At 74.6% G+C, this 19,836-nt stretch carries 12 protein-coding genes; 5 read left to right on the top strand and 7 right to left on the bottom strand.

From position 1 onward, the window contains the following. Positions 1-82 precede the first annotated feature (82 nt). Together cobN and lnt are read left to right on the top strand one after the other, a co-directional pair. Positions 83-3,781: a cobaltochelatase subunit CobN gene (gene cobN / locus AC07AL_RS02665; RefSeq protein WP_478316548.1), complete on the top strand. Its 3,699-nt coding sequence runs from the start codon at positions 83-85 to the stop codon at positions 3,779-3,781. 89 nt (positions 3,782-3,870) lie between these two features. Next, the gene (lnt, locus tag AC07AL_RS02670) at positions 3,871-5,541 is read left to right on the top strand and encodes an apolipoprotein N-acyltransferase (protein WP_363579121.1); all 1,671 of its coding nucleotides are present in this window, start codon (positions 3,871-3,873) and stop codon (positions 5,539-5,541) included. A gap of 64 nt (positions 5,542-5,605) precedes the next feature. Here lnt and AC07AL_RS02675 read toward each other — a convergent pair whose 3' ends face one another. The 4 genes from AC07AL_RS02675 to gdhA form a co-directional block, all read right to left on the bottom strand. Beyond that, on the bottom strand, positions 5,606-6,370 hold the full coding sequence (locus AC07AL_RS02675; RefSeq protein ID WP_400805088.1) for a VOC family protein: 765 nt from the start codon (positions 6,368-6,370) through the stop codon (positions 5,606-5,608). Positions 6,371-6,446: 76 nt separating this feature from the next. Beyond that, entirely contained in the window at positions 6,447-7,355 is a 909-nt protein-coding gene (locus tag AC07AL_RS02680; RefSeq protein WP_363579125.1) for an NADP-dependent oxidoreductase, read from the bottom strand. A gap of 243 nt (positions 7,356-7,598) precedes the next feature. Further along, positions 7,599-8,468: an AraC family transcriptional regulator gene (locus AC07AL_RS02685; RefSeq protein ID WP_363579127.1), complete on the bottom strand. Its 870-nt coding sequence runs from the start codon at positions 8,466-8,468 to the stop codon at positions 7,599-7,601. Positions 8,469-8,584: 116 nt separating this feature from the next. Next, positions 8,585-9,973 carry an NADP-specific glutamate dehydrogenase gene (gene gdhA / locus AC07AL_RS02690; RefSeq protein ID WP_363579129.1) on the bottom strand — a complete coding sequence of 463 codons (1,389 nt, stop codon included), beginning with the start codon at positions 9,971-9,973 and terminating at the stop codon, positions 8,585-8,587. Between the two features lie 349 nt (positions 9,974-10,322). On the opposite strand from gdhA, the gene AC07AL_RS02695 reads away from it, so the two are divergent. Then, positions 10,323-10,952 carry a GTP cyclohydrolase II gene (locus AC07AL_RS02695; RefSeq protein ID WP_363579131.1) on the top strand — a complete coding sequence of 210 codons (630 nt, stop codon included), beginning with the start codon at positions 10,323-10,325 and terminating at the stop codon, positions 10,950-10,952. A gap of 36 nt (positions 10,953-10,988) precedes the next feature. Here the strand turns inward: AC07AL_RS02695 and AC07AL_RS02700 are convergent, their stop codons facing one another. The 3 genes from AC07AL_RS02700 to AC07AL_RS02710 all read right to left on the bottom strand — a co-directional run bounded on the left by AC07AL_RS02700 (position 10,989) and on the right by AC07AL_RS02710 (position 17,749). Beyond that, a complete protein-coding gene (locus AC07AL_RS02700) occupies positions 10,989-14,405 on the bottom strand; it encodes a protein kinase domain-containing protein (RefSeq protein ID WP_363579133.1) in 3,417 nt (1,138 codons plus the stop codon). A gap of 232 nt (positions 14,406-14,637) precedes the next feature. Next, positions 14,638-16,752: a putative bifunctional diguanylate cyclase/phosphodiesterase gene (locus tag AC07AL_RS02705; protein WP_363630628.1), complete on the bottom strand. Its 2,115-nt coding sequence runs from the start codon at positions 16,750-16,752 to the stop codon at positions 14,638-14,640. A gap of 190 nt (positions 16,753-16,942) precedes the next feature. After that, on the bottom strand, positions 16,943-17,749 hold the full coding sequence (locus AC07AL_RS02710; protein WP_363579137.1) for an SAM-dependent methyltransferase: 807 nt from the start codon (positions 17,747-17,749) through the stop codon (positions 16,943-16,945). A gap of 276 nt (positions 17,750-18,025) precedes the next feature. On the opposite strand from AC07AL_RS02710, the gene AC07AL_RS02715 reads away from it, so the two are divergent. Together AC07AL_RS02715 and AC07AL_RS02720 are read left to right on the top strand one after the other, a co-directional pair. Then, complete coding sequence (locus AC07AL_RS02715; RefSeq protein ID WP_363579139.1) at positions 18,026-18,490, top strand: SRPBCC family protein; 465 nt, start codon at positions 18,026-18,028, stop codon at positions 18,488-18,490. Positions 18,491-18,563: 73 nt separating this feature from the next. Continuing rightward, the gene (locus tag AC07AL_RS02720; RefSeq protein ID WP_363630630.1) at positions 18,564-19,709 is read left to right on the top strand and encodes an aminotransferase class I/II-fold pyridoxal phosphate-dependent enzyme; all 1,146 of its coding nucleotides are present in this window, start codon (positions 18,564-18,566) and stop codon (positions 19,707-19,709) included. Positions 19,710-19,836 lie beyond the last annotated feature (127 nt).

A 19,836-nucleotide genomic window follows, 5' to 3' on the forward strand; every position in this document is an offset into this window, starting at 1 on the left:
CGTCCGTCGCTCGTCACTCGTCACTTTCCACGCCGGCGCGCCCTTCGGCTCGGGGCGGCTCCGAGGCCGGGAGGGCCTTCGCATGATCCTGCTGCTGTCGACGTCCGACACCGACCTGCTCAGTGCCCGCGCCGCCGAGGGCCCGGTCCGCTACCGGCTCGGCAACCCGGCCCGGCTCACCCCCGAGGACCTGCCCGCGCTGCTGGAGGGCACCGACCTCGTCGTGGTCCGCCTGCTCGGCGGTCGCCGCGCCTGGCAGGAGGGCCTGGACACGCTGCTGGCCGGCCCCCGCCCGGTGATCGTGCTGACCGGTGAACAGGCCCCCGACGCCCAGCTGATGGAGCTGTCCACCGTCCCGGCCGGCATCGCCGCCGAGGCGCACGCCTACCTCGCGCACGGCGGCGCCGCCAACCTCGCCGAGCTGGCCGCCTTCCTCTCCGACACCGTGCTGCTGACCGGCCACGGCTTCGCCCCGCCCGCCTCCGCCCCGGCCTGGGGGCCGCTGGAGCGCGAAGCCCGTACGCAGGACGGCCCGACGGTCGCGGTGCTCTACTACCGCGCCCACCACATGAGCGGCAACACCGCCTTCATCGAGACGCTCTGCCGGGCGATCGAGGACCAGGGCGCGCAGGCCAGGGCCTACTACTGCGCCTCGCTGCGCGGCGCCGAGCCCGAACTGCTGGCCGCGCTCGGCGAGGCCGACGCGCTCGTCACCACCGTGCTCGCCGCCGGCGGCACCCGCCCGGCGGACGCGCAGGCCGGCGGCGACGAGGAGGCCTGGGACGCGGGCGCGCTCGCCGCCCTGGACCGGCCGATCCTCCAGGCGCTCTGCCTCACCTGGTCACGCGCCCAGTGGGAGGCCAGCGACGACGGCCTGTCCCCGCTGGACACCGCCACCCAGATCGCGGTGCCGGAGTTCGACGGCCGGCTGATCAGCGTCCCGTTCTCCTTCAAGGAGCTGGACGAGGACGGCCTCACCGTCTACGCCGCCGACCCGGAGCGCGCCGCCCGGGTGGCCGGCACCGCCGTCAAGCACGCCCGGCTGCGGCACATCCCGGCCGCCGAGCGCCGCCTCGCGCTCGTGCTGTCCGCCTACCCGACCAAGCACGCCCGGGTCGGCAACGCCGTCGGCCTGGACACCCCGGCCAGCGCGATCCGCCTGCTGAACCGGCTGCGCGCGGAGGGCATGGACCTGGGTTCGGACCTCCCCGGGGTGGACGGAACGAACGGGGACGGCCACGACGGCTCCCACGACGCGTCCTCCGACGGCTCCCGCAAGGGCTCCCACGACGCGTCCCAGGACTCCTCGCTCGACGCCTCCCACGAGGGCGACGCCCTGATCCACGCCCTGATCGCCGCCGGCGGCTACGACCAGGACTGGCTCACCGAGGACCAGCTGGCCCGCAACCCGGTGCGCATCCCCGCCGCCGACTACCGCCGCTGGTACGCCACGCTCCCCCAGGCGCTGCGCGAGCAGGTCGAGGAGCACTGGGGCCCGGCCCCCGGCGAGCTCTACGTCGACCGCTCGCAGAACCCGGACGGCGACATCGTGCTGGCCGCGATCCGCTCCGGGAACCTGCTCGTCCTGATCCAGCCGCCGCGCGGCTTCGGCGAGAACCCCGTCGCCATCTACCACGACCCCGACCTGCCGCCGAGCCACCACTACCTGGCCGCCTACCGCTGGATCGAGGCCGCGCAGGCCGACGGCGGGTTCGGCGCGCACGCCGTCATCCACCTCGGCAAGCACGGAAACCTGGAGTGGCTGCCCGGCAAGACCGCCGCGCTGTCCGCCGAGTGCGGCCCGGACGCCGTCCTGGGCGATCTGCCGCTGATCTACCCGTTCCTGGTCAACGACCCGGGCGAGGGCACCCAGGCCAAGCGCCGCGCCCACGCCACCCTGGTCGACCACCTCGTCCCGCCGATGGCCCGCGCCGACTCCTACGGCGACATCGCCCGCCTGGAGCAGCTGCTGGACGAGCACTCCAACATCGCCGCGATGGACCCGGCCAAGCTGCCCGCGATCCGCGCGCAGATCTGGACCCTCATCCAGGCCGCCAAGCTGGACCACGACCTCGGCCTGGACGAGCGCCCCGAGGACGACGGCTTCGACGACTTCCTGCTGCACGTCGACGGCTGGCTGTGCGAGATCAAGGACGCCCAGATCCGCGACGGCCTGCACGTCCTCGGCCAGGCGCCGGCCGGCACCGACCGGGTCAACATCGTGCTCGCCATCCTGCGCGCCCGCCAGATCTGGGGCGGTGTCAGCGCGCTGCCGGGCCTGCGCGAGGCGCTCGGGCTGGACGAGGCCGCGCTCACCCTCGGGGCCACCGACGCCGCCGAGGCCCAGGCCCGCGCCTTGGTCGAGGCCATGGAGGCGCAGGACTGGGCGGTCGAGGCGGTGGAGAAGGTCGCCGCCGGGCTGCCGGAGGCCGTCCACGAGGTGCTGACCTTCGCCGCCACCCAGGTGGTGCCGCGACTGGCCGCCACCACCGACGAGCTGGACGCCGTGCTGCACGCGCTGCGCGGCGGCTTCGTCCCGGCCGGGCCGTCCGGCTCGCCGCTGCGCGGCCTGGTCAACGTGCTGCCGACCGGCCGCAACTTCTACTCCGTCGACCCGAAGGCCGTCCCGAGCAAGCTCGCCTGGGAGACCGGCCAGGCGCTCGCCACCTCGCTGGTCGAGCGGTACACCACCGACAACGACGGCGACTACCCGCCCTCGGTCGGGCTGTCGCTGTGGGGCACCAGCGCGATGCGCACCGCCGGCGACGACATCGCCGAGGCCTTCGCCCTGCTCGGCGTCCGCCCGGTCTGGGACGACGCCTCGCGCCGGGTCACCGGCCTGGAGCCGATCACCCTCGCCGAGCTGGGCCGCCCGCGCATCGACGTGACGCTGCGCATCTCCGGCTTCTTCCGCGACGCCTTCCCGCACGTGGTCGCCCTGCTGGACGACGCGGTGCGCCTGGCCGCCGCCCAGGAGGAGCCCGCGGAGCAGAACTTCGTACGCGCCCACGTCCAGGCCGACCTCGCGGTGCACGGCGACGAGCGCAAGGCCACCGTCCGCGTCTTCGGCTCCCGCCCGGGCACCTACGGCGCGGGCCTGCTCCAGCTGATCGACAGCCGGGACTGGCGCACCGACGCCGACCTGGCCGAGGTGTACACGGTCTGGGGCGGCTACGCCTACGGCCGCGGGCTGGACGGGCGGCCGGCCCGCGAGGAGATGGAGACCGCGTACAAGCGCATCACCGTCGCCGCGAAGAACACCGACACCCGCGAGCACGACATCGCCGACTCGGACGACTACTTCCAGTACCACGGCGGCATGGTGGCCACCGTCCGGGCGCTCACCGGCAAGGCGCCGACCGCCTACATCGGCGACTCGACCCGCCCGGAGACGGTCCGCACCCGGACGCTGACCGAGGAGGCCGCCCGCGTCTTCCGCGCCCGGGTGGTCAACCCGCGCTGGATCGAGGCGATGCGCCGGCACGGGTACAAGGGCGCGTTCGAGATGGCCGCGACGGTGGACTACCTGTTCGGCTACGACGCCACGACGGGCGTGGTCGCGGACTGGATGTACGAGAAGCTCACCCAGGAGTACGTGCTCGACCCGGTCAACCGGGAGTTCCTGACCGGCGCCAACCCGTGGGCGCTGCACGGGATCAGCGAGCGGCTGCTGGAGGCGGCCAGCCGCGGGCTGTGGGAGCAGCCCGACCCGGAGCTGATCGCGCAGTTGCAGGCCGCGTTCCTGGAGACCGAGGGGGACCTGGAGGGCGACGAGGGCTGAGTCACGGGGGTGGCCACCAGTGTTCCCGTAGCCCATTCGGGTGACAGGAACACTGGTGGCGTAGTCCGTCCAAGCGGACAATACGGGGCATGCCCCGCCGCCTCGCCCTCACCAGCCCCGCCCGGCGCACGCCGCACTCCTCGCACCCCGATCACCCCGGGCACTCCGGACACTCCTCGAATCCCGGGCACCCCCGGCGCCCCGAACCTCCCGGGCACCCCGAACACGGCGGGCACCCCGGAAACGGCGGCCACCCGCAGGCGCGCCCGCACCGCTACCGCGCGCGGTTCGGTGCCCTGGCGGCCGGGGCCGTACCGGTGCTCGCCTTCCCGGCGCCGGGGCAGGCCTGGCTGGCATGGGTCGCGCTCGTCCCCGGGATGCTGCTGATGCAGCGCGCGCCCGGCGGGCGGGAGGCGGCGGTGCGCGGGTGGTGGTTCGGGGCGGGCTTCATCCTGACCGCGATGTACTGGCTGGTCCCGTCCATCGGGCCGGGACTACCGGTGCTCGCCGTGCTGTTCGGGGCGCTCCAGGGCGGCTTCGGGTACGCCGTCCACCGGCTGCTGCACCCGCCGCTGACCGGCCGTCGGGCACTGCTCGCGCTGCTCGTCGTCCCGGCGGTCTGGGTGACCACCGAGTACGCGCGCTCCTGGGACGCGCTCGGCGGGCCGTGGGCGCTGCTCGGCGCCACCCAGTGGCAGCACCCGGCGATCCTCGGGCTGGCCTCGACCGGCGGGATCTGGCTGGTCAGCGCGGCCGTCGCGGCCGCCAACACCGGGGTGCTGATCGTCCTGACCGCCGTGCACCGGCGGCCGCGCGCCCTCGCGGCGCTGACCACCGTCCTGGTCCTGGCCGCCGGCCCGCTGCTGTTCGCGCTGCGCGACGCCCCCGCCCCGGCCGGGGCGGTCACCGTCGCGCTGGTCCAGCCCGGCATCGTGGACGACCCGCAGGCCCGGTTCGAGGCCAGCGCCCGGGCCACCGCCGCGCTCGGCGGGCAGCCGGTGGACCTGGTCGTCTGGGGCGAGAGCAGCACCACCGCCGACCTCGACCGCGACCCGGCCGCGCTCGACCGGCTGCGCCAACTCTCCACCGTCACGGGGGCCCAGATCATCGCCGGGGAGGACGCCCGCAAGGCGGACGGGCGGATCTCCAAGGACGCGGTGCTGGTCTCCCCCGCGGGCGTGCTGGACCGCTACCGCAAGATCCGGCTGGTGCCCTTCGGCGAGTACATCCCGCTGCGGCCGGTGCTCGGCTGGATCGCCGGCGTCAGCCGGGCGGCCGGCGAGAACCGGGCGCCCGGCACCGCCTTCCACGTCCTGCCGGCCACCGACCGGGCCGGCGGGCCGCTGCCGGTCGGCGCGCTGATCTGCTTCGAGTCGGCCTTCCCCGACCTGGCCCGCACCGCCGCGCGGGACGGCGCCCGGGTGCTGGTCTACCAGTCCTCCACCTCGACCTTCCAGCACACCTGGGCACCCGAACAGCACGTCTCGCTGGCGGCGATCCGGGCCGCCGAGACGGGCCGGCCGGCCGTGCAGGCCTCGCTGACCGGGGTGTCGGCGGCCTTCGACGCGCAGGGCCGCGAGCTCGCCCGGCTCGGTACCGACGGCACCGGAGCGCTGACCGTCCGACTGCCGCTCACCGAGCCCGGGACGCTGACCTGGTACGACCGGATCGGCGACGTGGTGCCGATCGGCGCGCTGCTCGTCACGGCGGGCGCGACGGCGGCGGCGTGGCGCTCCAGCCGCAGTCGGCGCCCGGCGTGAGGGCGGCGGGGTCCTCGGCAGGGGCGTGGGCAGGGGCGTGGGCAGGGGCGTGGCCTCCGGCGGGTCAGCCCTCGGTGCCGGCCAGGTAGACGCCGAACGACGCGCCCTGCGGGTCGCGCAGCACGGCGATCCGGGGGCCGCCCGGCACGTCGGTGGCCGCCATCAGCACGTCCGCGCCGAGGCCGCTCGCCCGGGCGACGGTGTTGTCGACGTCGGCGACCGAGAAGTACGGCAGCCAGTGCGGCGGCACCTGCGGCGGAAAGCGGTCGTCCATCACCAGCATGCCGCCGAAGTCATCGCCGCCCAGGCCCCACTGGGTGTACTGCTCGGACGGGCTAACGGACCAGCCGAAGACCGCCGGGTAGAAGGCGGTCGCACCGGCCGGGTCGCGGGTGAGCAGTTCCACCCAGCCGAGCGAGCCCGGCTCGTTGAACACACCGGCGCCCGCGAACGCGCGGGCCTGCCAGAGCAGGAAGACCGCGCCGGAGCTGTCCCCGACCACCGCGAAGCGGCCGAGGTCGGACGCGTCGGTGGGCTCCTTCAGGACCTTGCCGCCGGCGTCCTCGACCTTCGCGACCGTGGCGTCGGTGTCGGTGACCGCGAAGCAGGTCGACCAGGCGATGGGCTGCTGCGGCGCGAACCGCGGGCTGACGGCGGCCGCCGGGGCGTCGCCGAGGAACATCTGGGTGTAGCCGTTGGCCTCGGGGCGCACATCGGCCTCGGCCCGCCAGCCGAACAACTCGCTGTAGAAGGTGCTGGCGGCGGCCGGGTCGGAGGTGCCCAGCTCGACCCAGCAGGGGCCGCCGATGGTCACGGAGTTCTGCTTCATGGCTTCTTCTCTCGACTTCTTCTCTCGGTTCTCGATCTCTCGGTCTTCACTGACTGATCGTCACTCTTGATTCGCGTCAAGCGACTTCGATGACCACCTTGCCGCTGGCGTGGCCGGACTCGACGAAGGCGAGCGCCTCGGCGGCCCGGGCCAGCGGGTAGCGGCCGGTGATGTGCGGGTCCAGCTCACCGGCGGCGACCAGGGCCGCCAGCGCGGACAGGGTCTCGGACGTCGTCGAGCGGGTGATGTAGCGGCCGCCGAGTTCCGCCACGGTGGCCGGGTCGGCGGTGCTGACCAGTTCCGTACGGTCCGTGCGCACGGGGGCGGCGGCCCGCAGGGCGTCGCCGCCGACCAGGTCGAGGATGCCGTCGACGCCGTCGGGCGCCGCGGCCGCGATCCGTTCGGCGACGCCGTCGCCGTAGCGGACCGGCACCGCCCCGAGGGACTCCACGTACGCGTGATTGGCGTCGCTCGCGGTGCCGAGAACGGTCAGGCCGCGACTGCGGGCGATCTGGGCGGCCGCGCTGCCGACACCGCCGGCGATGCCGAGGATCAGCAGCGTCCGGCCGGCGCCGAGGCCGAGGTCACGGACGGCGTCGTCCGCGGTGGCCGCCGACACGGGCAGGACGGCGGCCTGGTCGAAGCCGACACCCTCGGGTTTGAGGGCACTCAACTCGGCGAGCATCAGCGTCTGTTCGGCGTAGGCACCGGCGGCCGCGAGGCCGAACACCTCATCGCCCGGGGTGAACCCGGTGACCCCGGGGCCGACTTGCAGGACCACGCCCGAGGCCTCCTGGCCCATGACGGCGGGGAGTTCGCGCTCCCGGCCGAGCAGGCCCGTGCGGATCTTCCAGTCCACCGGGTTCACCCCGGCCGCACCGACCGCGATCGCCAGTTGCCCGGGGCCGGGCTCCAGCGCCGGGCGGTCCAGGAACTCCTGTGTCTCCGGCCCGCCGTAGTCGACGAAGCCGAATGCCTTGGCCATCGGTGATCCCACTCCTCGGGTAGCGGCTGCGATCCCCCGTCCTCCCCCGCCCCAGCATGCGGGCGGGGGAGGACGGGTGCGGGCGCTGCTGGGCCGAACGGGGGCGGGCGGGGCGGCGGGCGGCGGCAGTGGGCGTTGGCGGGCATTGGCGGGCGAACAAAAAACAGATGACAGATAACAGATTTCGAAATCTGTTATCTGTCATCTGTTTTTTGTCAGTTGTCAGCTGTCAACGGCCGTCCGTCAGCGCGGCGCCCGTGCCACCGGGATCCACAGCTGGGCTTCCGCCTGGCCGTCCGGCAGGAACCGGGTACGCAGGATCTCCGGCCCCGGCCGGAACTCGTACGGATTGGACGGGAACCACTGCGTGAAGACGTCCCGCCACATCTCCTGGAGGGCCTTCGGGAAGGTCCCGGTGTTGGAGAAGGCCGCCCAGGTCCCCGCCGGCACCTCCCGAACGTCCAGGCCGTCCGGGACGACGGTGCCCGCGTCCGCCACCACCGCGTGGTAGTAGTCGAGTTCGACACCCTCTTCGCGGCTCTCCGAGAAGAACTCGGTGACCGAGAGGATGCCTTCCGGCTCACGGCCCGAGAGCGCCGAGATCCGGTCGACGGTCTCCTGGCCGAGCCCCTTGATGAACGAGGCGATGGCCGGGTTCACCCCCTCGTGCACCAGCGGGACCCGAGCCCGCCGACCGATGATCCGGAAGTCCGGCTGCTCGATGATCCGGTATTCCATACTGCTGCTTCCCTCCACGACGAGTCGGAAGGACATCCGGGGTTGGGACTTGAGCACCGCGCCCTCGCGCCGGGCCTCACCGGGCCCGACCCCGTGCATCGCCCGGAACGCCCGGGCGAACGCCTCCCCCGAGGTGTAGCCGTACCGGATCGCGACCTCCAGCAACGTCCGCTCCCCGCCGAGGACTTCGGCCCCGGCGACGGTCAACCGCCGGCGCCGGACGTAGTCCGACAGCGGCATCCCGGAGAGCATCGAGAACAGCCGCCGGAAGTGGTACTCCGACGTCATCGCGATCCGGGCCAGCTCGGCGACCTCGACCTCCTGGTCCAGGTTCCGTTCGATGTGATCCATCGCCCGGTTCAGGTGTTCCAGCACTCCGACCCCGTCCTTCCCTTACTGATCACCACCGTAGGAAGGACCCACCCTGCCGCACCCGACAATCGGTGCCCGATCCGGTCGGGTACCGATCGCCGGGTGGCGGGCGGCAGGGCTCAGATCAGGCCCTGGGCCAGCATCGCGTCCCCGACCAGCTCGAAGCCGGCGATGTTCGCGCCCACCACGTAGTCGCCCGGGTGGCCGTAGCGCTCGGCGGTGGTGAAGCAGGAGTCGTGGATGTGCTTCATGATCCCGGCCAGCCGCTCCTCGGTGCGGGCGAAGGTCCAGGAGTCGCGCGAGGCGTTCTGCTGCATCTCCAGGGCGCTGGTGGCGACGCCGCCCGCGTTCGCCGCCTTGCCCGGGCCGAAGGCCACCCCGGCTTCCTGGAACACCCGGACCGCCTCCGGGGTGGTGGGCATGTTGGCCCCCTCGGCGACCGCCAGCACCCCGCCCCGCACCAGGGCCAGCGCGTCCGTCTCGGTCAGCTCGTTCTGGGTGGCGCAGGGCAGCGCGACGTCGCAGGGCACGCTCCACACGCCCGGGCCCTCGACGAACCGGACGTGACTGCCGCGCAGTTCGGCGTAGTCGGCGACCCGGCCGCGCCGGACCTCCTTGACCTCCTTGAGGAGCGCGAGGTCGATGCCCTTCTCGTCCACCACGTAGCCGGTGGAGTCGGAGCAGGTGAGCACGGTCGCGCCGAGCTGCTGCGCCTTCTCGATCGCGTAGATGGCGACGTTGCCGGAGCCGGAGACGACGACCCGGCGCCCGTCCAGGCTCTCGCCGCGGCTGTGCAGCATCTCGGCGGTGAACAGCACGCAGCCGTAGCCGGTCGCCTCGGTCCTGGCCTGCGCGCCGCCCCAGCCGAGGCCCTTGCCGGTGAGCACGCCGGTCTCGTAGCGGTTGGTGATCCGCTTGTACTGGCCGAACAGGTAGCCGATCTCCCGGCCGCCGACGCCGATGTCCCCGGCGGGGACATCGGTGTGCTCGCCGAGGTGGCGGTACAGCTCGGTCATGAAGGACTGGCAGAACCGCATGACCTCGGCGTCCGAGCGGCCCTTGGGGTCGAAGTCGGAGCCGCCCTTGCCACCGCCGATCGACAGCCCGGTGAGCGCGTTCTTGAAGATCTGCTCGAAGCCGAGGAACTTGACGATGCCGAGGTTCACCGAGGGGTGGAAGCGCAGCCCGCCCTTGTACGGGCCGAGGACGCTGCTGAACTCCACCCGGAAGCCCCGGTTCACGTGGATGTCGCCGGAGTCGTCCGTCCACGGCACCCGGAACATGAGCTGCCGCTCGGGTTCGCAGATCCGCTCGATGATCCGGGCGTCGACGAACTCGGGACGGCGGGCGAGCACCGGCCCGAGGGTCTCCAGGACCTCGTGGACCGCCTGGTGGAACTCCGTCTCACCCCTGTTCCGGCGGACCACGTCCGCGTAGAGCGCCTCGATCACGCGCTGCTCGGCGTCGAAGGAGGTCGGGGAGGTGGCGGCGGGAGGGGTTGTGGGCATCTGATCAGGACCTTCCGTGGTCGTCGGTGCTCGTTCGCGAGGCATTCCCGTGCCCAGGAAACGGGGGAATCCTCGCAGTGTCCACAGTCCGGCTCCCGACGCATCCACATGCTGAAACCCCCACGCCTCGCGGACCGTACGATCCACCAGCGCCCTCGCGTCCGCACGGAGCCCGGCTGAACCACGGTCCGTAGTCGCATCGGGCACGGGCGGTATTTAGTTGTTCAAATTGGAACTACCGAGTACGGTCATCGACATCCGCTCCACCCCGGGCCACCCGGTCCGCCCCTCTCGACCCCATCGGTTCGTCGGTTCGCCGACCCATCTCCTCATCGACGGAGGCCCACCCATGCCGCAGCCCGGTCCCGCCACGGTGCGCTCGCGTGTGCGCATCCCGCTGACCTTCTCCGACGGCTACCGCGCCGAGGCGGAGGCCCTCACCTTCCACGACCTCGCCGACGGCGCCGAACACCTGGCGCTCGCGTTCGGCGAGGTGCCGGAGGGCGGGACGCCACTGGTGCGCCTGCACTCGGAGTGCCTGACCGGCGACGTCTTCGGCTCGGACCGCTGCGACTGCGGCCCGCAGCTGCGCGAGTCGGTCGAGCGGATCACCGAGGCCGGCGGCTACCTGCTGTACCTGCGGCAGGAGGGCCGGGGCATCGGGCTCTACAACAAGCTGGAGGCCTACTCCTTGCAGGACTCCGGATTGGACACGTACGACGCCAACACGGCGCTCGGCCTGCCCGAGGACGGCCGGGACTACACCGCCGCCGCCCAGATGCTCACCACCCTCGGCGCCACCGGCATCGACCTGCTGAGCAACAACCCGGACAAGGCGCAGCAGCTGGCCGACCTCGGGATCACCGTGCGGCGGCGGGTGCCGACCGGCGTGCATCTGTCCGCGAGCAACGTGCGCTACCTGCGGGCGAAGGTGGAGCGGACCGGGCACTCGATCGAACTGTCCCGGCTGGTCGGCTGAGCCGGATGACGGCCGGACCGGATGACGGCCGGACCGTCAGCCGTCCACCCCCGCACCCGCCCCCCGCGCCCGGACCGTGCGCAGCACCCCGTACGCCGCGAGCGGGAGCGCGACCAGCAGCGCGGCCCAGAACGCGCCGTGCCCCCAGAACTCCGCGACGGCCGCGAGCTGCCCCTTGAACACCGGGATCCGCAGCGCCTCGACCGGGCCGAGCGGTCCGGGCCAGGCGCCGAGCACCAGGGTGGCGGGGATCCAGCAGCCGAGGAGCGCCCGGGCGGTACCCGGCGTCCCCAGGGTGCTCGCGAGGGAGACGACGGCCAGCAGGACGACGAACCCGGACTGGTAGGCCGCGCCGGTCCGGCCGGTCCCCCAGGAGTCCGGCGTCGGGTGGTGCCCGGTGGCCGCCAGCCGCACCTCGACCGCCGCCCACAGCAGCAGGGCCAGCACACAGGTGCTCCCGAGCGCGAAGAGCACGCGGTCACGGGCGCCCACGGGGCCCGTCCGCCACTGCTTGCCGTCCCACCGTGCCGCCGCGCCCCGCCCGGCGAGCCGCCGCCAGGCCTCCCGCACCTGCCGCCGGGCCTCGTGCGCGGGCTTCAGCAACCGGTCCGCAGCGCGCTCGATCAGCGCGAACGACGCCACGATCGCCGCCACCGCCGCGAAGCCGGCCCAACTGCCCATCCCGCCCTCGAACATGACCACCCGCTCGGCCACCGGTCTCGGCATCTCCAGGCCCGTCATCGGCGGTCCGAGCCGCAGGTAGCCGATGGCGAAGGCCCCGACGCCGGTCAGGGCCGCCGTGCCGAGGCCGACCCGGGCGGGGAAGAAGGCCAGGACGGCGGCGGCGACCAGTGCCGCCCCCAGTTGGCCGACCACCTGCTGGGCCGCGTGCTCGCCGGCCTTCTTCAACGGCCCGCCGAAGGCGCCGTCCGGCGAGATCCTGAGCTGGACCCCGGCCTCGACGGGGTAGCGGAACACCGCCCCCGCCCACAGCAGCAACCCGAGCGCGAGGAACAGCAGCAGCACGGCGCCCGCCCGGCGCGGCAGGCCGGTCCGGGCGTGCGGCCACCACGCCCGCAGCCGGGCCGCCCAGTCCACCGGCGTCCGTCCACGCCCGCCCTGCCACAGCCGCCCCAGCCACCGGTCCCGGCCGGCCCGGCTCTCCCGCCCGGCCCCGCCCTCCCGGCCATCCGCGTCGTCGGGCCGCTCGCCCCGGCCCCGGCCGCGCGGGCGCAGCGTCTCGGCGGCGACCAGGGCCGCGCGCCCGGCGTCGTCCCCCGGGTCGGCGCCCACCGCCCGCCGCCGCAACGCCGACCAGCGGCGCCGGACCGCCTCCGGCGCGGCGGTCGGGTCCGGCGCGGGCCGGCGCACCGCGGCGCGTACGGCCGTGCGGATCCCGGAGCCGGCGGCCAGGGCCGCGTCCACCACCACCGCCGCGACGAGGGCGGCGAGCTCCGCCATCCGTTCGGGCAGCGGCAGCCGGTGCAGGGCGGTGGGCAGCGGCGAGAGCCGGCCGAGCAGCCGGTCGCGCTCCTCGGGGCGCACGCTCAGCCACACCACCAGCCGGTGTGCCTCCTCGCGCTCCTGCGGGCTGAGCCCGTCGCCGCCCCGCCGGCCGCCGCCGACGGTGCGGGCGGCACGGTCCACTTCGGCCAGGACGTCCGGGAGCCGGGCCAGGGCGAGCAGTCGGGAGCAGTGTTCGCCGGAGCACTCAGGGTGGAAGCAGTCGTAGCGGGCGGCGACGGCCGGGGCGCCGCCCCGGACCAGCGCGTCGATGAACACGGCGCCGTCCGGTTCGGTGGCGATGCGTTCCAGCCCGGGGGTGTCGATCGGGCGGTCGAGGTAGTAGGGGGTGGCGGAGGGGGCGAAGGCGGCGCCGAAGGCGAGCACCGCGAGGGCTCCCGCCGCGTCGCGGCGGGAGCCGGGCGCCCGGGCGACGTCGGTCAGGTGGTGCAGGTCGAAGATGTTGTCCTGGACGTCGTCGCGCAGCCAGTCGCGCAGCCGCTCCGCTCCCCCGGCGGAGAGCCAGCGGGCCGCGTCGCCGGAGCGCCTGAGCAGGACCTCGGCGAGCTTGGCCGGATCGGTGAAGGGGGAGCCGAGGAAGGTGATCGGCCGGTGGGTGCGGCCGGTGTCGGCCCGGGTCTGTCGCCGGACCACCGCGGGGCTGCCGCCGGCCAGCCAGCTGCGGACCTGCGGGGCGGTCCAGCGGTCCTCCGGGTTCTTGGTGAACAGCCCTTGGAGGAGCAGCAGTTGGCGGGGGTCGGCGAGGGCGGAGAGGTCGACCTCGTCCCCCAGGACCAGTTCCAGTTGCAGCACCTCGTCGCTGATCAGCAGGCCGTCCGCGCCGAGGAAGCGGGGGCGGCCGGTGAACAGCTCGTACAGGACGTTGCCGAGCGCCCACCAGGGCCCGGCCTCGTGATTGCGGCCGGCCAGGAGCTCGGGGGCCATGTACGGGATGGTGACGATCGTCTCGGGCGTGAAGCGGCGGCTGGCGGTGAGCCGGGCGACGCCGCCGAAGTCGGCTATCACGAACTCCCCGGGCGCGCGGCCGGGGCGGACCAGCACGTTGGCCGGCTTGAAGTCCAGCGGGTTGCGCTCGATCCGCCGTTGCCAGAAGTCGAGCAGGGCGACGAGCTCGTAGACGATCCGCTCGGCCTCCCGCGGGTCGGTGTACCGGCCGCGCTCGCGCAGTTCGGCGAAGTGGTCGGCGAGGGTGACCGGCAGGTACTCCATGGCCACCCAGTCGAGTTCGGCGCCGTGGTGGCCGACCCGCCCGAAGTCGACGATGTGCGGGACGTGGCGGCGGTAGTCGTCGTTGCGCAGGTAGCCGAGCAGGTCGGCGTCCATGGACTGGCCGGCGGCCGTCACCTTCACCGCGGCCTCGCCGCCGCCGTCGGTGCGCCGGACGTGCCAGACGGTGCCCTCGGTGCCGGAGCCGGCCACGCCGAGCGGGTCGAAGCGGCCGCGCAGGGCGTCCGGGAAAGCGCCCGCGAACCGTCCGCCGGTGGGCCCCGCACCCTCCGGCGCCCCGCCCGCCGATATCCCACCCCCTGACACCCCGCCCACGGGGCCCTCGCCCCTCCGGCTGGGCCCGGGGCCGACGTTGTCGGCCCAGCCGGGGGCGGCGGCGCGCCCGGTGCCCGCGCGCCGCTGGACCTTGGTCGGCGCCTCCGGGTCGACCCGCTCCGGCGCGGCCCGCTGGACCCTGGTCGGCGCCTCCGGGTCGAAGCGGGCCCCGCCGTCCGGCTCCCGCCCGGTCGCGGCGTCGGGGTCCGTCCGGGTGCGCGGGACGGCGCCGAGCCGGGACGGCCGGTCCGGCACGACACCGAGGCGCCGCCCCCACGGCCGCCGGTCCGCCCTGGTCGGGGGCTCGGGCCGGACCCCGGGGCCGCTCTCCGGCCAGGGGCCTCGTCGGTCGTCGTCGGCTGGGCCGGCGTCCTCCGGTGTGGCCATGGCGGCGCTCTCCTCCCCGCTTCCCGGGGCCGGCGCGGGGCCGTAGCCGCGCGCCGCACGGCCCCGGGTGGTGATTTTGACGCGCCATCATCCCGCATGGTGGGCCGTGGTGTTGGCCGATTTTCCGGAACGCGACCGAGCGGTTGCACGAACGCCGCCGAACGCCGCCGCGGGCCTCCCCCACCTGCCCGGCCCTGTCCCCTTCGGCCGCGGAGCCGACACCCCCGACGCGTCAGCCCCCGACCGGGCGTCCCCGGGGCTCCTCGGCGATCCGGCGGGCGATCTCGTCCGGCCGCACCGGGCGGCCGAAGTGCCAGCCCTGGGCCCAGTCGCAGCCGATGGTCCGCAGCCGTTCGGCGTCCTTGCGGGTCTCCACGCCCTCGGCGGTGACGGTCAGCCCGAGTGCGTGCGCCATCGACACCAGGCCGCTGACGATCCGCCACCCGGTGGACTCGTCCTTCTCCGGATCGTGCAGGTCTCCGACGAAGGAACCGGCGATCTTCAGCCCGGAGACCGGCAGGTCGCGCAGGTACGCGAGGTTGGACCAGCCGGTGCCGAAGTCGTCCACGGCCAGCGACACGCCGAGGTCCACCAGCCCGTGCAGGGTGCGCAGCGCCTCGTCCTCGGGCCCGACCACGGTCGACTCGGTGATCTCCAGTTGCAGCCTGGCCGGTTCGAGGCCGGTCGTGTCGAGGATCCGGCCGAGGTCGGTGACGAGCGCCGCGCTGCGCGCCTGGCGGACCGCCAGGTTGACGTTCAGCTGCGGCGCGGCGTCGCCGAACCGCTTGACCCAGTCCGCGGCCTGGCCACAGGCCTGCTCCAGCACCCAGCGACCGAGCGGCATGATCAGCCCGGTCTCCTCGGCGGTGGTCACGAACTCGTCCGGGCCGAGGACGCCGAGCTGCGGGTGGCGCCAGCGCACCAGCGCCTCCACCGCGGCCAGCCGGCCGTCCGCCAGCGCGTACAGCGGCTGGTAGTCGATGAAGAACTCGCCCCGGTCGAGGGCGGCCGGCATCCGCACCGACACCGCGTAGCGGCTGACCGCGCGGGCGTTCTCCTTGGGGTCGAACAGCGTCCAGCGGCCGCGGCCGGCCTCCTTGGCCCGGTACAGCGTCAGGTCGGCGGCCCGGACGGCCGCGCCCGGGGTGGTGGTGGACACCCGCCGCTCCAGCACGCCGACGCTCGCGCCCACGGCCAGCTTGTGGTCGCCGATCAGCACCGGCCCGGCCAGCGCCTTGAGCACCGTCTTCGCCGCCGCGACGGCCTCCTGCTCGCCCCGGCAGTTCTCCAGCAGCACCACGAACTCGTCGCCGCCGAGCCGGGCCACCAGGTGGCCGAGCGGGTTGAGCGCGGCCTTCAGCCGGGCCGCCACGGCGGACAGCAGCTGGTCCCCGGTGTCGTGGCCGAGGCTGTCGTTGACCACCTTGAAGCCGTCGAGGTCGACGTAGCAGAGGCCGAACCTGGCGCCCGGATCCGGATCCTCGAACAGCTTCTCCAGCCGCTCGAAGAAGGCCGCCCGGTTCGGCAGGCCGGTCAGCGGGTCGTGGGTGGCCTGGTGGCGCAGCCGCTCCTGGAGCCGGTAGCGGTCGGTGACGTCCTCCAGCATCGCGACCTGGTACTGCGGGACGCCGTCGTCGTCGCGGATCAGCGAGACGGTCAGATGGGTCCAGACCACCTCGCCGTCCTGGCGGTAGTACGGCTTGTCGAACTGGAAGTAGTCCCGCTTGCCGCTGATCAGCTCCTCGTACGCCTCCCACACGCCCGGGGTGTCCTCGGGGTGGACGAGATCGCCGACCCGGCGGCCGGTCATGTCCTCCGGGCTCGCGCCGAACAGCTCCTGGAGCGCCTTGTTGACCGCCAGGATGTTGCCGTCGGTGTCGCCGATGCCGATCCCGATGGCGGCGCTCTCGAACAGCGCCCGGAACCGGGCCTCGGAGGCGCGCAGCGCCCGCTCGGCCTCCTTGCGGGCGGTGTCGGCGGCGGTGCGGATCGCCTCCTGCTCCCGCAGCGTGCGCTCGCGCAGGGCGGCGGCCCAGCCGGCCGCGAAGGCGCCGGTCAGGGCCGGGCCGCGGTCGTCGCCGAGCGGCTGCGCCTGGAGCAGCTCCACCGCCCGGGCCAGCACCACCGGGTCGGTGAAGTGCGCGTCGACCAGTTCCGCGCCGGCCTGCTCGGCCAGCCGGGGCTCGAACGGCTCGCCCAGCTGCGCGCGGTGGAGCAGGGCGGCGGTCCGGGCGGTGAGGCGGCCGAGCAGCCCGGGGTGGACGGCCGTGCCGTGGTCGGCGGAGAGCAGTCGCGTCCAGGCCTCGTGGAACCGTTCGGCGCTGCCGGACACCGGGGCGGCGCTCATGCGTCCACCCGGGTGCGCGCGGTCACCGCTGCGGGGTGGTCGGCGCGGGCAGCGGACCGGGCGGGGGGAGCAGTGGTCCGCGCGGCGGGCACGGTGGGGTGAGCAGTGGTCCGCGCGGCGGGCACGGTGGGGGGACCGGCGGCCGCTTCGCGGAGCCCGCGGCCGTCGGTCACTCGCCCGATCCGTCCGCTCAAGGGCGGAACCCCACGCCCGCCACCCCGGTCATCCGCTCGGGGTGCTCGCCGACCGTCTCCGGCTGGTCCGGACGCCACTGCGGCAGGTAGACCACGCCCGGTTCGACCAGCTCGAAGCCGGCGAACATCCCGCTGATCTGCTCGTGGGTGCGCATGGTCAGCGGGGTCGGCGTCTTGCGGTAGAGCTCCTGGTGGTCCTCCGCCTGGTCCGGGCGGCCCTCCAGGGAGGCGTGCGAGAGGACCAGCGCGCTGCCGGGCGGGAGCGCGTCACGGAGCGTGCCGATCAGCTTCCACGGGTCCTCGTCGTCGGTGACGAAGTGCGCGACGGCGACCAGCAGGACGGCCACCGGCTCGCCCTGCGCCAGCAGCGCGGCCACCTCGGGGCGGGCCAGCAGGTCGTGGACGTCGCGCAGGTCGGCCTGGACGACCTCGCTGCCGGGGTCGTCCTCCAGCAGCAGGCGGCTGTGCGCGACGGCGACCGGGTCCCGGTCCACGTAGAGGACCGTCGCCTCGGGGCGGATCGCGCGGGCGATCTCGTGCACCGCGCCGAAGGTCGGGATGCCGGAGCCGATGTCCAGGAAGCGGGTGACGCCGCGCTCGGCCAGGTAGGACACGGCCCGCCGCAGGAAGGCCCGGTTGGAGCGCATGATCTGCGGCAGCTCCGGCCACAGGGCCATCGCCTTGCGCGCCATCTCCCGGTCGACCTCGAAGTTGTGCGAGCCCCCCAGGTAGTAGTCGTAGACCCGCGCGGCGTTCGGTTTGTCCAGGTCCGTGCCCTCCGGTACCCAGCTCGGTCGCCGCATGCCTGTGACTCCTTCACTCCGTTTTCCGGGGATGCAGTGCCTCGCGACAACTGCTGTGACAGACGAGACTACAAGCACACAAGATCCTCCCCTGCACCCCGAACGGCTGCAAGCGGAACACCTCCCTCCTGGCATGCGACGTTTACGGAGCGTTCCCCTCCCGTCTCACCGGAACCGGTCCCGCCGACGGCCGGGCCACCGTAGGGCCCGGCCGTCGACGAGGGAACCCGACCGAAACGGGCCGGCCCCGGACCGGGGCGCTCTAGGGTGGGGCGCGTGGACCCCAACCACTACCGCTTCCGGGGCATGTGGCGACTCGCGGCGCCGGCCCCCGACGTGTACGCGGCGCTGGAGGACGTGCGGAGTTACCCGCTGTGGTGGCCCGAGGTCCTCGAAGTCCGGCAGACCGGCGAGGAGTCCGGGGACCTCGTGGTGCGCGCGCTGCTGCCGTACCGGCTGGTGATCCGCCTGGAGGCGCGACGGCGCGACCGGGCCGCCGGAGTGCTGGAGGCGGTCATGCGGGGCGATCTCACCGGGTGGTCACGGTTCACCGTCACCTCGGACGGGCCGGGCAGCCGCGTGCTCTTCGAGGAGGACACCCGCCCCGGCAAACCCCTGCTGCGCCGCCTCGCCCTGCCCCTGCACCCGCTCTTCCGGGCCAACCACGCGGTGATGATGCGCCGGGGGCGGCGGGGGCTGGCGGCACACCTGGGCAGCGGGAGCGGGCCGGCGAACGGGTGACCACGCAGCCGGTGGCGGCCGGCACCCGTCCGGCTCTAGCGTGGCGGCGCACCCCCGACCACCGGAGGCCGTGATGCCCACCACCGCACCGGACGCGTTCGGCTTCGCGGCCCCCTTCGACCGGACCGGGACGGGCAGCAGCAAGTGGGCCCGCGCGGGGGCGCCCGGGGTGATCGCGATGGGCCTGGCGGACATGGACCTGCCCGGACCGCCGGCCGTGGCCGCCGCGCTGGAGCACCGGGCCCGCCACCGCGCGTACGGGTACACGGTGTGCGACCCGGCCGGGCGGGCGCTGGTGGCCCGCTGGTACCGCTCGCGGCACGGCGTCGAGGTGGATCCGGACTGGGTGCTGCTGCTGCCCTGCGGCCCGCGCACCGCCCTGCGCCTGCTGCTGGAGACCGTGCGCCCGCAGGCGCCGGTGCTGTTCCCGACGCCGGAGTGGGGCGGCTTCGCCCAGCTGTGCCGGGCGGCCGGCCTCCCGTACCGGGAACTGCCCCTGACCGCCGGCCCGGACGGCTACCGGCTCCCGGACGGTCCGCTCCCCCACCCGGCCGGAGCCGTCCTGCTGAGCAGCCCGCACAACCCCTCCGCCCGGGTCTGGCCGGCCGCCGACCTGCGGGCCCTCGCCGAGCGGGCGGCGGAGGCCGGCGCGCTGCTGGTCTCGGACGAGGTGCACGGCGATCTCACCCACCCCGGGTACGTCCACCCGGTGGCGGTGGCCACCGTCGACGCGGCGCTCCGGCCCCGGGTGGTCACGCTGAACTCGGTCGGCAAGACCTTCAACTGCTCCGGCCTGCCGAGCAGTTTCGCGCTCGTCCCCGATCCGGGCCTGCGCGCCCGGTTCACCGAGGTGCTGGCCGGCTTCGGCCTCTGGGAGGGCGGTCTGCTGGAGCAGACCGTCCAGCGGGCGGCGCTGGCCGAGGGCGGGCCGTGGCTGGACGCGCTGCTCGCCCACCTCGCCGCCGCCCGCGCCCGGCTCACCGGCCGGCTGGGGCCCGCCGTCCGCTCCGCGCCGCAGTCCTCCTACCTGCTCTGGCTGGACGCCGCCGCCCTGGGGCTGCCACCGGACGGGGCCCGCCGGGCGCTGCTGGAGCGCTACGGCCTGGAGGCCTCGGACGGCGCCGAGTTCGGCCCCGGCGGCCGGGGCGCGCTGCGGCTGAACTACGCCCTGCCGGGCCCGGTGCTGGACGCCGTCCTGGAGCGCCTCGACCGGCGGTGACCGAACCACCGGGCCACCCCGCCCGGCAGCCCCGCGCACGTCCCGCCCGGCGCCCCCGCGCACGCCCGGAAAGCCGCCCGGATCCCCGGATTCACCCGATCGCGCCACCCCTGACCTGCAGAAACGA

Source organism: Kitasatospora sp. NPDC043949 (assembly GCF_056435365.1).

What these genes read in the sequence shown, in the direction of transcription:
- cobN (WP_478316548.1), top strand. Translation starts at nt 83, where the DNA reads ATGATCCTGCTGCTGTCGACGTCCGACACCGACCTGCTCAGTGCCCGC.
- lnt (WP_363579121.1), top strand. Translation starts at nt 3,871, where the DNA reads ATGCCCCGCCGCCTCGCCCTCACCAGCCCCGCCCGGCGCACGCCGCAC.
- AC07AL_RS02675 (WP_400805088.1), bottom strand. Translation starts at nt 6,370, where the DNA reads ATGAAGCAGAACTCCGTGACCATCGGCGGCCCCTGCTGGGTCGAGCTG.
- AC07AL_RS02680 (WP_363579125.1), bottom strand. Translation starts at nt 7,355, where the DNA reads ATGGCCAAGGCATTCGGCTTCGTCGACTACGGCGGGCCGGAGACACAG.
- gdhA (WP_363579129.1), bottom strand. Translation starts at nt 9,973, where the DNA reads ATGCCCACAACCCCTCCCGCCGCCACCTCCCCGACCTCCTTCGACGCC.
- AC07AL_RS02695 (WP_363579131.1), top strand. Translation starts at nt 10,323, where the DNA reads ATGCCGCAGCCCGGTCCCGCCACGGTGCGCTCGCGTGTGCGCATCCCG.
- AC07AL_RS02700 (WP_363579133.1), bottom strand. Translation starts at nt 14,405, where the DNA reads ATGGCCACACCGGAGGACGCCGGCCCAGCCGACGACGACCGACGAGGC.
- AC07AL_RS02705 (WP_363630628.1), bottom strand. Translation starts at nt 16,752, where the DNA reads ATGAGCGCCGCCCCGGTGTCCGGCAGCGCCGAACGGTTCCACGAGGCC.
- AC07AL_RS02710 (WP_363579137.1), bottom strand. Translation starts at nt 17,749, where the DNA reads ATGCGGCGACCGAGCTGGGTACCGGAGGGCACGGACCTGGACAAACCG.
- AC07AL_RS02720 (WP_363630630.1), top strand. Translation starts at nt 18,564, where the DNA reads ATGCCCACCACCGCACCGGACGCGTTCGGCTTCGCGGCCCCCTTCGAC.